This window comes from Streptomyces sp. SCSIO 75703 (assembly GCF_036607905.1).
Classification (GTDB): domain Bacteria; phylum Actinomycetota; class Actinomycetes; order Streptomycetales; family Streptomycetaceae; genus Streptomyces.
Window position 1 is genome coordinate 86,157 of sequence record NZ_CP144555.1, and the last position, 14,596, is coordinate 100,752.

Sequence of the window (14,596 nt, forward strand, 5' to 3'; positions counted from 1 at the left end):
GGGCCCACGGCGCCTCCCCGGGCGCACGCGGGCGGAATCCGCCATTGCCGCCCGGGGCGCACCGGCCGTGCGGCGGGGCACCGCGGTCCGGCGGCCGTGGCGGCGCACCCGCGCCCTGCGGTGCGGGAACGAGCCCCACGCACCGGTTCGTGAACACCCGGTCACACTTCCTCCACAGGGCGGGCACTTCCGGCCGAACCGTTCTCCGGCCCCGCCCGGCGGTGCAGACGGGGTGCCGGGGGCGTGCCTAGTCTCCCGGGCCATGCGATCCTCACGAACGAGACGTCTCGGTCTCGCCACGCTCATCGCGCTCGCCCTCGCCCTGTTCGGCCTGGCGCCCTCCGCGAGCGCCGCCGACCCGGAGCGGGCCGAGCTGACCTTCGCCACCGACACGGCCACGACGCGGCCGGGCGGCACGGTGAACCTGTCGATGACGCTGACCAACCACCACACCTACGACGTCTGGTTCGTGTACCAGACGATCGACCCGACCTGGCTGACCGCCCAGCGCCCCGATCTGTCCTACGCGTTCACCGGGTGCGCGCTGACCACGGCCGGCGGCGCCGTCCCGTGCTCGGGCACCGGGCCCGCCGACCTCGGGGCCAACTACGGCACCACGGTCCCGCCCGGCCAGAGCCGCACCGTGACCCTGACACTGGAGGTCGCCGAGGACTCCGGCTGCAACGGGAGCATCGGCTTCTACTCGTACTACTACGCCGAGTTCAGTGACGGCACGAGTGTGGGCGCCGGGCCGGTGCACACGCCCGAGATCCGCGTGGCCTGCGCCTGACGGCCCCGCCCCGCCCCCCGGGGCGGCCCCGGTGACCTGATCTCGCGCCGGGGCCGGGCGCGCGGGCGAAGCGGTCCGCGCGGGCGGGTCCCCGTGCGGACCGCGGAGTTCCGCGCGCCGCGCCGGCAGACCTCCGCAGGACACGGGCGTACCGGCGGTTTCCGCCCGCGTACACCCGTGGTCCGCGGCCGACCGGAACGGTGCGCTTCGGGCCCGGCCGGACACCTGTGCTTTTTCGTCAAGTTCCGCAGCAGGCACACGAAAGCTCCACACAGACCTCACCATGTGACACGACGAATTCGTCGGCGGCCGCGCGTCTTTGGGGGGCGGCGGGGCCGGCGAGGGGGTGGGCTCCCAGGGGGGCCGGTCCACCCCTGCCCTGGGGGAGGAATCCGACCGCATGAAGCGGACCATGCGCACCGCGGCGCTCACCGCCGCCGCCCTGCTCACCACGCTCGCGGCGCCGGCCGGAACGGCCCACGCCGACGTCCCGGAGCCCCGCGTCGACCTGCGGGTCCTGGTCGTGAGCGACGGCGGGCCCGCCACGGCGGCGATCGCCGCCGAGCTGGAGACCGCGGGTACGCCCTACACGCGGGTCGACCTGGCGGACGCCCGACGGCCCGTGATCGACGCCGGATTCCTCGCCGGCACGACGGAGGGCCGGCCGCACGCCCGGTTCCAGGCCGTCGTCCTGCCCGACGACAACCCGTTCCCGGCGGGCTCCGCCGAGATGGCGGCCCTCGCCGACTACGAACGGACCTTCGCGGTGCCGCAGGTCGACGCCTACACGTACGCCCGTCCCGAGGTCGGGCTCCAGTACGCGGTCGGCGCCGGCTGGGCCGGCAGCGTGGACGGCGTGCGCGCCGAGGTGACGCCGGCCGGGCTCGCGGGCCCCTTCGGCTACCTGGCCGGGGAGGTCCCCTTCGAGGACAACTCCCCCACCGTGGACGAGTCCTACGCCTACCTGTCGGCGCCCGCGCCGGGCGCCGACTTCGTGCCGTACGTGGAGGCGTCCATACCCGGGCGGTCGTCGAAGGGCTCGCTGGTGGGCGAGTACCGGCACGACGGCCGCCGCGAACTCGTGGTCACCTTCGTCTACAACCGGCACCAGCAGCAGTTCCGGCTGCTGGCCCGCGGCATCGTGGAGTGGATGACCGACGGGGTGCACCTGGGGACGGACCGCAACCACTTCGCGGTGCACGTCGACGACGTCCTCGCCGCCGACGACCGCTGGGACACCGAGCTGAACTGCACCCCCGGCGACGTGGACTGCCCGCCGGGCGAGGGCACGCCGGACCCGATCCGCATGGTCCCGGCCGACGTCGACCACGCCGTCGGCTGGCAGGACCGGCGCGGTTTCACCCTGGACCTGGCCTACAACGCCTTCGGCAGCGTCGACCACCAGGAGGCGAACGGCGGCGCGGACGCGCTCGCCGACCGGTTCGTCGCCGCACGCGACCGGTTCCGCTGGATCAACCACACCTACACGCACGCCTTCCTCGGCTGCCGCCAGGACACCAGCGTGATCCCGTGGACCTGCGCGACCCTCCCCGGCGGCGGCACCGACTGGGTCGGCGAGGACGAGATCTCCGAGGAGATCACCGCCAACCTCGCCTGGGGCGAGGCGGCCCGGCTGCCCCTGCGCGACGACGAACTGGTCACCGGCGAGCACTCCGGTCTGCGGGTCTCCCCGCAGCAGCCCGAGGACAACCCCCACCTGGGTCCCGCCCTCACCGGCAACGGCATCGCCTGGCTCGCCTCGGACCACTCGCGCGACCCCGCCCAGCGCCGGGTCGGCAGCGCCACCACGGTCTCCCGCTATCCGATGAACGTCTTCTACAACGCCGGGCGCGCCGCCGAGCAGGTCGACGAGTACAACTGGATCTACACCAGCCGTGCCCAGGGCGGCAGCGGCATCTGCGAGGACAACCCGGCCACCACCACCTGCCTGCCCGAGCCGCTGGACACCGCGACCGGCTACGCGGAGCACATCGTGCCGCTGGAGACCCGCATCGCGCTCGGGCACGTGCTCTCCAACGATCCGCGGCCCCACTTCATCCACCAGTCGAACCTGGCCGAGGAGCGCATCGCCTACCCGGTCCTCGACGGCGTCCTCGACTCCTACGAGGAACTGTTCGCCGCCGACACCCCCGTGGTGAACCTGCGCATGGCCGACATCGGCACCGAGCTGAGCCGCCGCGCCGCCTGGCGCACCGCGCTCGACGCCGGGCAGGTCACCGCGTACCGGACCGGCGCCTCGGTCACCGTCGAGGCGCCCGGTGGCCTCGCCGTCCCGGCGACCGTGCCCACGGGCACCCTGCACGGCGGCACCGCTTTCGGGAGCGCCTACGCGGGCGCCCGCACCGGCTGGAGCACGGCGGGCGGCACGCCGCTCACGCTGGCGCTGCCCGCTCCGGCCCCGGCGCCGGAGACGGCCGCGCCGGGCGCTGCGGACACGCCGGCGCTCCCCGCGCCGCGCACCCGCGTCCCGCGTGCGGTGAGCGCCCCGGTGCCGTACGGCCCGGCGGGCTGAGCCGCCCCGGCGATCCCGCACACCGGCCGGGCCCGTCGGGGTCCGGCCACCCCTCCCTCGGCCGTGGAGCCCATCGATGCACCCTCCCCACGGCGCGCGGCACCGCGACGCGCCGCGTGTCACCCTGCTCACCGAAGGCACCTATCCGCACAGTCACGGCGGCGTCAGCGTCTGGTGCGACCAGCTCGTGCGCGGCATGCCCGACGTCGGCTTCTCCGTGCTCGCGGTCACCGGTACCGGCCGCGAGCCCCTCGCCTGGGACCTTCCGCCGCACGTCTCCCACGTCACCACGGTGCCGCTGTGGGGGCCCGCGCCGCAGGGCCGTGCGCCCCGGGGCCGCGAGCGGCGCCGGCTCGCCGCGGCCTACGAGCGTTTCCTCGCGGCCCTGCTCGATCCGCGCGCCGAGGACGGGTTCGCACCGGCGCTGTACCGGCTGGCGCACGCCGCGGCGGACGGCCGGCTCGGTCCGTTCCTGCGCGGGGACCGGGCGATCACCGTCCTGACCTCGGTGTGGAACCGGCCCGGCCCGGTCCGCGAGGCCCGGCCCACCCTGCACGACGCGGTCACCGCGACCGGGCTGCTGGAACACGCCCTGCGCCCGCTGGCCGCGCCGGGTCCCCGCGACGGCGTCGCGCACGCGGTCAGCGGCGGGCTCGCGGCCCTGCCGGGGCTGGTGGCCCGGGAGCGGTACGGGGTGCCGCTGCTCCTCACCGAGCACGGCGTCTACCTGCGCGAGCGCTACCTCGGCTACCGCACGGCCGCCTACCGCTGGCCGGTGAAGGCGCTGATGCTGGGCTTCTTCCGGCTGCTGGCCGAGGAGACCTACCGGCGGGCCGCCCTCATCACCCCGGGCAACCGCTACAACCGGCTGTGGGAGGAGCGCGGCGGCGCGGCCCCGGAGGCGATCCGCACCGTCTACAACGGGGTGGACCCGGCCGCGTTCCCGCCCGCCGGGCCCGAACCGGACGCGCCGGTGCTGAGCTGGGCCGGACGGGTCGACCCGATCAAGGACCTGGAGACCCTGATCCGCGCCTTCGCCCTGGTCCGGGCCGAACTCCCCGCGGCCCGGCTGCGGTTGTTCGGCGGTACCCCGCGCGGCGGGGAGGCGTACCGGGAGCGGTGCGAGGCGCTGGCGGCGGAGCTGGGGCACGGCGACGCGGTCGTCTTCGAGGGCCGCGTGGAGGACATCCGGGACGCCTACGCCGCCGGCCGCGTGGTGGTGCTCTCCAGCATCAGCGAGGGCTTCCCCTTCACCCTGATCGAGGCCATGTCCTGCGGCCGGGCGACCGTCTCCACGGACGTGGGCGGGGTCCGCGAGGCGGTCGGCGACACCGGGCTGGTGGTGCCGCCGCGCGATCCGGCAGCGATGGCCGCGGCGGCGCTGGAAGTGCTGCGCGACGCCGGGCGGCGCCGGGCGATGGGCGAGGCGGCCCGGCTGCGGGTCATCGAGCAGTTCACGCTGCGCCACACCATCGACACCTTCCGCGCCGTCTACCTGGAGCTGTCGGCCCCCGCCCCGCCGGCCGCCCCGGGCGCGCGGGTGCCCGGCGTACGGTCGGCGGGCGGCACGCGGGTGGGGAGCGCGGCCGGATGAGCGGACCCATGGCCCTGGAGCCCGGCGGGCCCGGCGGGCCCGGCGGCACCCGGGAGGACGCCCTCTCGCCGCGGCTCGCCGACGCGCGCACCCTCACCCTGGCGCTGCCCGGCGGCGGTCCGCGACGCGAGGCGGTGGACCGGCTGGCCGCCGAGCTGTCCGACCGGATCGCGCCCGCCGTTCACCCCTACGAGGTGGCCGCGCTGCTGGAGTCGGAGGGGCTGACCGGGGAGACGGTCCGGGACCGCTACGGTCACCCCGACCTCTTCTCCCTCGCCGCGGCGCTCTTCGCCTCCGTGCCGCGCGCCCACCCCGAGCCGCCGCGCCCCGCCGACCCGTGGCGGCCCGACCACGTGCGCTGCGCGCTGCGCGGCGCGCTGTTCGCGCTCCCCGGACTGGCCTACGCGCTGGCGGGCCGGCTGCTGCCCTCCGACGGCGCGCTGCGGGCGCTGGTGGTGGCCGGGCTCGTCTCCTGGGCGTGGAACCAGGCACTGGGCCACCGCGCGTACCTGCGTCTGGCGGCCGGGAGCCGGGAGGCGGGCCGCACGCTGCTGAAGGGGGCGCCGCTCGGTGCCGCCGCGGCCTGTTCCGCCGGGGCCCTGCTCGCCGGGCCGGGACGGGTCGCGGGGGCGGTGGCGGTCCAGTCGGCGTACCTCGCGGCGGCCGGGGTGCTGCTGGTGCTGGGCCGGGAGCGGCTGCTGCTGGCGGCGCTGCTCCCGGTGGCGGCCGGTGCCGCCGCCCTGCCCTGGTGGGAGCCGGGGGACCCGGTGCGGGCGGGGCTGCCGCTGCTGTCGCTGGCCGGGGCGGTGGCCGCCGCGGGCCGGGCGCTGCGCGGCGCGCTCGCGGCGCCGCCGGTGCCGGGTGCGGACCGGCCGCGTCCGCTGACGTCGCTGCCGTACGGGCTGTTCGGGCTGGCCGCCGGGGTGCTGGTGCTGCTGGCGGGGCGTCACCAGCCCTGGTGGGTGGTGGTCCTGACGGTGAGCATGGGCCCGGCCGAGTGGCTGCTGTACCGGTGCCGGGGACTGACCGTGGCCGCGTTGCGGGCCGCCCGGACCGTCGCCGGGTTCCGGCTGCGCGCGGGCGCCGTCCTCGCCGGCTGCCTGCTCTGCTACGTCGGCCCGCTGGTGCCGGCCGCGCTGCTGACCGGCGCCGATCCGCTCCTGTCGGCGGCGCTCGCGGCGACCCTGTGGACCGCGCTGCTGCTCCAGGCGTTCGGCGTGGCCTGGCCGCCGGCCCTGCTCTGCCTGGCGGCGGCCGGCGCCGCCGCCCCGACGGGCCCCGGTCCGCACGCGCTCGCCGCCGGCTGCGCGGTGGCCGCGCTCTGCCTCACCGGGGGCGCGCTGTGGCTGCTGGGGCGGCCCGCCGCCCATGCCTGACCCCGCCGGCGCCGGCCGTCCGGCGACCCGTCACCGTCCCGCGCGGACCGCCGCGCACCCGACCGGAAGGACCCCCGCGTGACCACCGCACCGCTCGCCGCCGTCACCGGAGCCGAGGGCTTCATCGGCTCCCACCTCACCGAGGCGCTGGTCGCCTCGGGGCACCGGGTGAGGGCCATGGCCCAGTACAACTCCTTCTCCTCCTACGGCTGGCTGGAGACGCTCCCCGGCGACGTCCTGGACCAGGTCGAGATCGTCCTCGGGGACGTCCGCGACGCCGGGTCGGTCCGGCGGTTCGCCGAGGGCGCCGACTGCGTCTACCACCTGGCCGCCCTCATCGCCATCCCGTACTCCTACCGGGCCCCGCACAGCTACGTGGACACGAACGTCACCGGCACGCTGAACGTGCTGGAGGCCGTGCGCGCCCTCGGCACGCCCCGGCTGGTGCACACCTCGACCAGCGAGACCTACGGCACCGCGCGGACCGTGCCGATCACCGAGGAGCACCCGGTCCAGACCCAGTCGCCGTACGCGGCGTCCAAGGCGGGCGGGGACCGGCTCGCCGACTCCTACCACGCCAGCTTCGGCACCCCCGTGGTGACGCTGCGCCCCTTCAACACCTACGGCCCCCGGCAGTCGATGCGGGCCGTGATCCCCACCGTGATCGGGCAGGTCGCCGCCGGGGAACGGGTCCTGACCCTGGGGGACCTGCGCCCCACCCGCGACTTCACCTACGCCGCCGACACCGTGCGGGCGTTCCTCGCGGTCGGCACCGCGCCGGCCGAGCGGGTGGTGGGCCGCGCCTTCAACGCCGGGACCGGCGGCGAGATCTCCGTCGGGGACCTGGTGGCGCTGATCGGCAAGGTGATGGGCACCGCGCTCGACGTCCGGGAGGACCCGGAACGGCTGCGGCCCGCCGCCTCCGAGGTGATGCGGCTGGTCGCGGACGCGAGCCGGCTGCGGGAGGCGACCGGGTGGCGTCCGGAGCACGATCTGGAGGAGGGCCTCGCCCACACGGTGGAGTTCTTCCGCGACCCGGCCCACCTCGCCCGGTACAAGACCGGCATCTACAACATCTGACCACGACCGGCACGTCCACCGAGGGGAAACCCATGCACGCAGTGATCCTGGCCGGAGGCAAGGGCGTCCGGCTGCGGCCCTACACCACCGCGCTGCCCAAGCCGCTGGTGCCCATCGGCGACCAGCACGCGATCCTGGAGATCGTGCTGCGCCAGCTCGCCGGGGCCGGATTCACCGGCTGCACGCTCGCCATCGGCCATCTCGGGGAGATCATCCGCGCCTACGTCGGCGACGGCTCCCAGTGGGGGCTGCACGTCGACTACGCCACGGAGGAGAGCCCGCTCGGCACGATGGGGCCGCTGCTGACGATGCGCGAGCGGCTGCCGGAGTCCTTCCTGGTGATGAACGGCGACATCCTCACCGACCTCGACTACGCCGACGTGCTGCGCCGGCACCGGGCGGTCGGCGCCCCGCTGACCATCGCCACCTACGCGCGCCGGGTGGACATCGACTTCGGGGTGCTCACCACCGACGCGAACCGGGTGGTGGACTTCACCGAGAAGCCCAGCCTGGACTACCGGGTCTCGATGGGCGTCTACGGGCTGTCCCGGGCGACCCTGGAGGGGTACACCGCCGGGCTCCCGCTCGGCTTCGACGAACTCGTGCTGGACCTGCTGCGCGCGGGTGATCCGCCGTACGCCTACGCCTTCGACGGGTACTGGCTCGACATCGGCCGGCCCGACGACTACGACCGGGCCAACGCCGAGTTCACCAGCCGCAAGTCCCTGCTGCTCAAGGGAGCCTGAGCCGGTATGCGCATCCTCGTCCTGGGCGCCGGCGGCCATCTCGGCGGCCACGTCGCCGCGCGGCTCGGCTCCCTGCCGGGCACCCGGGTCCTCACCGGGGGCCGCTCCGCGGGCTGCGACGTCCGCGCCGACCTCGCGGCCGACTCCCCGGACCGGCTCGCGCGGGCGCTGGCGACGGCGGCGCCGGACGCCGTCGTCAACTGCGCGGGCGCCACGGGCGGCGACCCGGTGACGCTCGCGGAGGCCAACGCCCGCGGCCCGGCCGCGCTGTGCGCGGCCCTCGGCCGGGCGCTGCCCGCGGCCCGGCTGGTGCACCTCGGGTCCGCCGCCGAGTACGGTCCGGGCGCCCCGGGGGACCGCACCCCCGAGTCGGCGCCCACCCGCCCGCTCGCCCCGTACGGGGCGACGAAGCTGGCCGGGACGGTCGCGGTGACCTCCTCGGGCCTGGACGCCGTCGTCCTGCGGGTGGGCAACCCGGTGGGGCCGGGCGCCCCGCGCACCGGGCTGCCGGGCCGGGTCGCGGCGCTGCTGCGGGAGGCGGGCGACGGGCCGGACGCGGTGGTGCGGCTCGGCGACCTGTCCGCGTACCGGGACTTCGTCGACGTACGGGACGTGGCCCGCGCGGTGGAGGCCGCGGTGACGGCGCCCCGCCCGCTGCCGCCCGTCCTCAACGTCGGCGGCGGGCGGGCCGTACGGGTGCGCACCCTGGTCCGGGCGCTGGCGGACACCGCGGGCTTCGCCGGGCGCGTCGAGGAGAGCGCGTCCGGCTCCGCCCGTTCGGAGCGGGTCTCCTGGCAGTGCTCCGACATCCGGGCCGCCCGGGACGCCCTCGGCTGGCGGCCCGCGTACGGACTGCACGACTCGCTGGCCGCCCTGTGGGCCGCCGGCCCGCCCGAACCGACCCCCGCGCCCCGAAGCGAGGCCGCGCCGTGAGCCTGCTGATCCCGCTCTACGTCCACCCGGCCGAGGACCCCGGCGCCTGGCACCGGCTGATCCGGGCCGCCGACCGCACCTACGCCGTGGTGCTCAACCCGGCGAGCGGACCCGGTCCGCGGCCCGATCCGGCGTTCGCCGCGGCGGCCGGGGCGCTGCGCTCGGCCGGCGCCCGGCTGCTCGGCTACGTCGACACGGACTACGGCACCCGCCCGGCGGCGGACATCGCGGAGGACGCCCGCCGGCACCGGGACTGGTACGCGGCCGACGGCTGCTTCCTGGACCGGGTCAGCGCCGCGGCGGCCGGACTGCCCGCGTGCCGGGCGCTGGTGCGGGCGCTGCGCCGGCGGGGCGCGGCGCCCGTGGTGCTGAACCCGGGCGTGCATCCCGCGCCGGGGTACGCCCGGATCGCCGACCTCCTCGTCACCTTCGAGGGCCCGTGGTCCGCGTACGTGTCGGCGTTCAGCAGACCGGCGTGGACCCTGCGTCATCCGCCGGAGCGGTTCTGCCACCTGGTGTACGGGGTGCCCGCGGCGCTGACCCCGCTCGCGGTGCGCACGGCGCGCGAGCGGGGCGCCGCGGTGTCGGGCCCGGTGACCGGTGAGCCGCCCAATCCGTGGGCGGCCCTGTCCCCCGCGCTGGCCGGGGAGCGGTGATGGCGCGCGCGAGGTGGGCCGCGGCGGCCGTGGTGGCGGCCGTGGTGGCGGCCGTGGTGGCGGCCGTGGTGGCGGCCGGGTGCTCGGGCCCCGGCGACGGTGCGCGGGAGGCGGGCGCCGGCGGCGACGAGGGGCGGTGGCGGCCCCGTCCCGGCTCGGCGTGGCAGTGGCAGCTCGACGGCAGGGTCGACCCCTCCGCCGACGTGCCGGTCTACGACATCGACGGCTTCGAGAACAGCGCGGCGGACGTGGCCCGGCTGCACCGCGACGGCCGCAAGGTCATCTGCTACGTCAACGTCGGCGCCTGGGAGGAGTTCCGGCCGGACCGGGACGACTTCCCCCGCGCGGTGCTGGGCCGGCCCAACGGCTGGGACGGGGAGCGCTGGCTCGACATCCGCCGGACCGACGTCCTGCGGCCGATCATGGAGCGGCGTTTCGACATGTGCCGGGACAAGGGCTTCGACGCGGTGGAACCGGACCTCGTGGACGCCTACGACGAGGACACCGGCTTCCCGCTGACCGCCGGCGACCAGCTCGTCTACAACCGGATGATCGCCCGGATCGCGCACGAGCGGGGGCTCGCGGTGGGCCTCAAGAACGACCTGCCGCAGATCCCCGAGCTGGTCGCCGACTTCGACTTCGCCGTCAACGAGCAGTGCGCCGAGTTCGGCGAGTGCGAACTGCTCACCCCGTTCGTCGAGGCCGGCAAGGCGGTCTTCCACGTGGAGTACAGCGAGCGCACCGCCGACTTCTGCGCCCAGTCGCGGCGGCTGCGGCTCTCCTCCATGGTGAAGGAACCGGAGCTGGGGGTGTGGCGCGAGCCGTGCTGAGCGCGGGGCGCGGGCGGGCCGCCGCGGGCGGTGGGGCAGGATGGGCGCATGAGCGTAGTCAAGATCAACGTACTGACCGTTCCGGCCGAGCAGCGCGAGACGCTGGAGAAGCGCTTCGCCTCCCGCGCCCACGCGGTGGAGAACTCCGACGGCTTCGAGTGGTTCGAGCTGCTGCGCCCGCTGGAGGGCACCGACACCTACCTCGTCTACACCCGCTGGCGCGACGAGGAGTCCTTCACCGCGTGGATGGAGGGCCCGATGCGGTCCTCGCACCAGGGCGGCGACGAGGGCGCCGAGCGGCCGAAGCCGGCGGCGAGCGGATCGACGCTGTGGTCCTTCGAGGTCGTGCAGCAGGCGGGCCCGGCGGCGGGCTGAGCGGAGCCCGGCCCGGACCCGGGCGGACGGTGCGGGGAGGAGCGCCCCTCCCCGCACCTCCGTGCCCGGCCGGGCTCGGCCGGGCCGTCTGTGCGCGGCGGCCGGGCCGGGCCCGGCGACCGCCCGGCCGCCGCCCGTGTCCGGCCGGGCCGCCGCGCGCGTGCCGGGGTCTTCCGTTTGGATCAGGCCGGACGCCGCGAGCCCGGCGTGATCGAAACGCGAGGGCCTAGTCGAGCCGGACCAGGAGGTCGCCGCCCTCCACCTGCTGGACGCGGTTGATGGCGAGCCGGGCCACCGTGCCGGCCTTGGGCGCGGTGATCGCGGCCTCCATCTTCATCGCCTCGATGGTGGCCACCGTGGCGCCCGCCTCGACCCGGTCGCCCTCGGCGACGGCGAGGGTGACCACGCCCGCGAAGGGCGCCGCGACCTGTCCGGGGTCGGACCGGTCCGCCTTCTCGGTGGCCGGCACCTCGGAGGCCGCCGCCCGGTCGCGGACCTGGATGGGCCGCAGTTGGCCGTTCAGGGACGACATCACCGTGCGCATGCCGCGCTCGTCGGCGTCGCCGACGGCCTGCAGTTCGATCAGCAGCCGCACGCCCTGCTCGAGGTCGACGGTGTACTCGGTGCCGGGGCGCAGTCCGTAGAAGAAGTCCTTGCTGTCCAGGACGCTGGTGTCGCCGTAGCTGCCCCGGTGGGACTCGAACTCGCGGGCCGGGCCGGGGAAGAGCAGCCGGTTGAGGGTGGCCCGGCGGTCCTTGGCGAGCCCGGCGCGGTCGTCGGCGCTCAGCTCCCGCACCGGCTTGGCCTCCCCGCGCCCGCGCAGCGCCTTGGTGCGGAACGGCTCGGGCCAGCCGCCCGGCGGGGTGCCCAGTTCGCCGCGGAGGAAGCCGACCACCGAGTCCGGGACGTCGAACCGGTCCGGCGACTCCTCGAAGTCCGCGGGCGCCACGCCGGCGCCGACCAGGTGCAGCGCGAGGTCGCCGACGACCTTCGAGGAGGGCGTGACCTTGACCAGCCGGCCGAGCATGCGGTCGGCGGCGGCGTACATCGCCTCGATCTCCTCGAAGCGGTCGCCGAGGCCGAGGGCGATCGCCTGGGTGCGCAGGTTGGAGAGCTGACCGCCGGGGATCTCGTGGTGGTAGACGCGGCCGGTGGGCGAGGCGAGTCCGGCCTCGAAGGGGGCGTAGACCTTGCGGACGCTCTCCCAGTAGGGCTCCAGGTCGCCGACGGCCTGGAGGTCGAGCCCGGTGGGCCGGTCGGTGTGGTCGGTGGCGGCCACGATCGCCGACAGGGACGGCTGGGAGGTGGTGCCCGCCATGGAGGCGACGGCACCGTCGACGGCGTCCGCGCCGGCCTGCACGGCGGCGAGGTAGGTGGCGAGCTGTCCGCCGGTGGTGTCGTGGGTGTGCAGGTGCACCGGGAGGTCGAACTCGCGGCGCAGCGCCGACACGAGCGTCGCGGCGGCCGGTGCCCGCAGCAGGCCGGCCATGTCCTTCACGGCGAGGACGTGCGCGCCCGCCTCGACGATCCGCTCGGCCAGGCGCAGGTAGTAGTCGAGGGTGTAGAGCCGCTCGCCGGGGTCGGAGAGGTCGGCCGTGTAGCACAGGGCCACCTCGGCGACGGCGGTCCCGGTCTGCCGTACGGCGTCGATGGCGGGCCGCATCTGGTCGACGTCGTTGAGGGCGTCGAAGATGCGGAAGATGTCGATACCGGTGGCCGCCGCCTCCTCGACGAAGGCGTCGGTGACCTCGGTGGGGTAGGGGGTGTAGCCCACGGTGTTCCGGCCGCGCAGCAGCATCTGGAGGCAGATGTTGGGCACCGCCTCACGCAGGGCGGCCAGCCGCTCCCACGGGTCCTCCGCGAGGAAGCGCAGGGCGACGTCGTAGGTGGCGCCGCCCCAGCACTCCAGTGAGAGGAGCTGGGGCAGGGTGTGGGCGACCGTGGGGGCGACGGCGAGCAGGTCCTTGGTGCGCACCCGGGTGGCGAGCAGCGACTGGTGGGCGTCGCGGAAGGTGGTGTCGGTGACGCCGATGGCCGGCGACTCGCGCAGCAGGCGGGCGAAGCCCTCGGGGCCGAGTTCGGCCAGCCGCTGCCGGGAGCCGGCGGGCGGGGCGCCCTCCGGCGGGGCGGCCAGCTTGGTCAGCGGGTCGAGCAGCGCGGGCCGCTCGCCGTGCGGCTTGTTGACGGTGACGTCGGCGAGGTAGGTCAGGAGCTTGGTGCCGCGGTCGGCGGAGTGCCGGGCGGTCAGCAGGTGCGGGCGCCGCTCGATGAACGAGGTGGTGACCTGGCCGGCCCGGAAGTCGGGGTCGTCCAGCACGGCCTGGAGGAACGGGATGTTGGTGGCGACGCCGCGGATGCGGAACTCGGCGACCGCGCGCCGGGCGCGGCCCACCGCGGTGGCGAAGTCCCGGCCCCGGCAGGTGAGCTTGACCAGCATCGAGTCGAAGTGGGCGCTGATCTCGGTGCCGGCGTGGGTGGTGCCGCCGTCCAGCCGGATGCCGGAGCCGCCCGGGGAGCGGTAGGCGCTGATGCGGCCGGTGTCGGGGCGGAAGCCGTTGGCGGGGTCCTCGGTGGTGATGCGGCACTGGAGGGCGGCGCCGCGCAGGGTGATGTTCTCCTGGACGAGGCCGAGGTCCGCGAGGCTCTCCCCGGCGGCGATGCGCAGTTGGGCCTGGACGAGGTCGACGTCGGTGACCTCCTCGGTGACCGTGTGCTCGACCTGGATGCGGGGGTTCATCTCGATGAAGACGTGCCGGCCCGAGCGGTCGACGAGGAACTCGACGGTGCCGGCGTTGCGGTAGCCGATCTGCCGGGCGAAGCGGACCGCGTCGGCGCAGATCCGGTCGCGCAGCTCCGGGTCGAGGTTGGGGGCGGGCGCCAGCTCGATCACCTTCTGGTGCCGGCGCTGCACCGAGCAGTCCCGCTCGTAGAGGTGGATCACGTCGCCCTGGCCGTCGGCGAGGATCTGCACCTCGATGTGGCGGGGCTCGACGACGGCCTTCTCCAGGAAGACGGTCGGGTCGCCGAAGGCGGACGCCGCCTCCCTCGACGCGGCCTCGACGGCCTCCCGGAGCTGGGCGGGCTCCTCGACGCGGCGCATGCCGCGCCCGCCGCCGCCCGCGACCGCCTTGACGAAGACGGGGAAGCCGATGTCGTCGGCGGCGCGGACGAGTTCGTCGACGTCGGTGGAGGGCGCCGAGGAGCCGAGGACGGGGACGCCGGCCTCGCGGGCGGCGGCGACGGCACGGGCCTTGTTGCCGGTCAGTTCCAGGATCTGGGCGCTGGGGCCGACGAAGGTGATGCCGGCCGCCTCGCAGGCGCGCGCCAGTTCGGGGTTCTCGGAGAGGAATCCGTAGCCGGGGTAGACGGCGTCCGCTCCCGCGCGCCGGGCCGCCGCGATGATCTCGTCCACCGAGAGGTAGGCGCGCACGGGGTGCCCGGGTTCGCCGATCTCGTACGCCTCGTCGGCCTTGAGCCGGTGCAGCGAGTTGCGGTCCTCGTGCGGGAAGACGGCGACGGTTCGGGCGCCGAGTTCGTAACCCGCCCGGAACGCCCGGATCGCGATCTCGCCGCGGTTGGCGACGAGCACCTTGCGGAACATTGATTGATCCCTTCAGCCCTGCCGGTGACGAAGACCATGGTGTCGGTGGTGTCCCCGGTACGCCATGTGAGCCGGACCACTC

Annotated in this window: 11 protein-coding genes; 10 read left to right on the plus strand and 1 reads right to left on the minus strand. The window is 75.8% G+C overall.

What is annotated here, in order from left to right; all coding sequences use genetic code 11:
- Window positions 1-262: 262 nt before the first annotated feature.
- The 10 genes from VM636_RS00405 (at window position 263) to VM636_RS00450 (ending at window position 10,913) form a co-directional block, all read left to right on the plus strand.
- Window positions 263-790 carry a hypothetical protein gene (locus tag VM636_RS00405; protein WP_053912722.1) on the plus strand — a complete coding sequence of 176 codons (528 nt, stop codon included), beginning with the start codon at window positions 263-265 and terminating at the stop codon, window positions 788-790.
- Window positions 791-1,190: 400 nt separating this feature from the next.
- Window positions 1,191-3,323, plus strand: coding sequence for a hypothetical protein (locus tag VM636_RS00410; RefSeq protein WP_053912723.1), 2,133 nt, complete (start codon window positions 1,191-1,193; stop codon window positions 3,321-3,323).
- 76 nt (window positions 3,324-3,399) lie between these two features.
- Window positions 3,400-4,917, plus strand: coding sequence for a GT4 family glycosyltransferase PelF (pelF, locus tag VM636_RS00415; RefSeq protein WP_053912724.1), 1,518 nt, complete (start codon window positions 3,400-3,402; stop codon window positions 4,915-4,917).
- Window positions 4,914-6,293: a hypothetical protein gene (locus tag VM636_RS00420; protein WP_053912725.1), complete on the plus strand. Its 1,380-nt coding sequence runs from the start codon at window positions 4,914-4,916 to the stop codon at window positions 6,291-6,293. Before pelF ends, VM636_RS00420 begins: the two co-directional genes overlap by 4 nt.
- A 78-nt stretch (window positions 6,294-6,371) precedes the next feature.
- Window positions 6,372-7,373, plus strand: coding sequence for an SDR family NAD(P)-dependent oxidoreductase (locus tag VM636_RS00425; protein WP_338482895.1), 1,002 nt, complete (start codon window positions 6,372-6,374; stop codon window positions 7,371-7,373).
- Window positions 7,374-7,405: 32 nt separating this feature from the next.
- Window positions 7,406-8,119, plus strand: a complete 714-nt coding sequence (locus VM636_RS00430; protein ID WP_030422760.1) for a nucleotidyltransferase family protein — start codon at window positions 7,406-7,408, stop codon at window positions 8,117-8,119.
- Between the two features lie 6 nt (window positions 8,120-8,125).
- Window positions 8,126-9,052: an NAD-dependent epimerase/dehydratase family protein gene (locus VM636_RS00435; protein ID WP_030422761.1), complete on the plus strand. Its 927-nt coding sequence runs from the start codon at window positions 8,126-8,128 to the stop codon at window positions 9,050-9,052.
- Complete coding sequence (locus tag VM636_RS00440) at window positions 9,049-9,708, plus strand: spherulation-specific family 4 protein (protein ID WP_030422762.1); 660 nt, start codon at window positions 9,049-9,051, stop codon at window positions 9,706-9,708. Before VM636_RS00435 ends, VM636_RS00440 begins: the two co-directional genes overlap by 4 nt.
- Window positions 9,708-10,538, plus strand: a complete 831-nt coding sequence (locus VM636_RS00445; RefSeq protein ID WP_338482897.1) for an endo alpha-1,4 polygalactosaminidase — start codon at window positions 9,708-9,710, stop codon at window positions 10,536-10,538. Before VM636_RS00440 ends, VM636_RS00445 begins: the two co-directional genes overlap by 1 nt.
- Before the next feature lie 48 nt (window positions 10,539-10,586).
- The gene (locus VM636_RS00450; protein ID WP_030422764.1) at window positions 10,587-10,913 is read left to right on the plus strand and encodes an antibiotic biosynthesis monooxygenase; all 327 of its coding nucleotides are present in this window, start codon (window positions 10,587-10,589) and stop codon (window positions 10,911-10,913) included.
- 226 nt (window positions 10,914-11,139) lie between these two features.
- Here the strand turns inward: VM636_RS00450 and VM636_RS00455 are convergent, their stop codons facing one another.
- Complete coding sequence (locus tag VM636_RS00455) at window positions 11,140-14,514, minus strand: pyruvate carboxylase (RefSeq protein WP_030422765.1); 3,375 nt, start codon at window positions 14,512-14,514, stop codon at window positions 11,140-11,142.
- Between the last annotated feature and the right edge of the window lie 82 nt (window positions 14,515-14,596).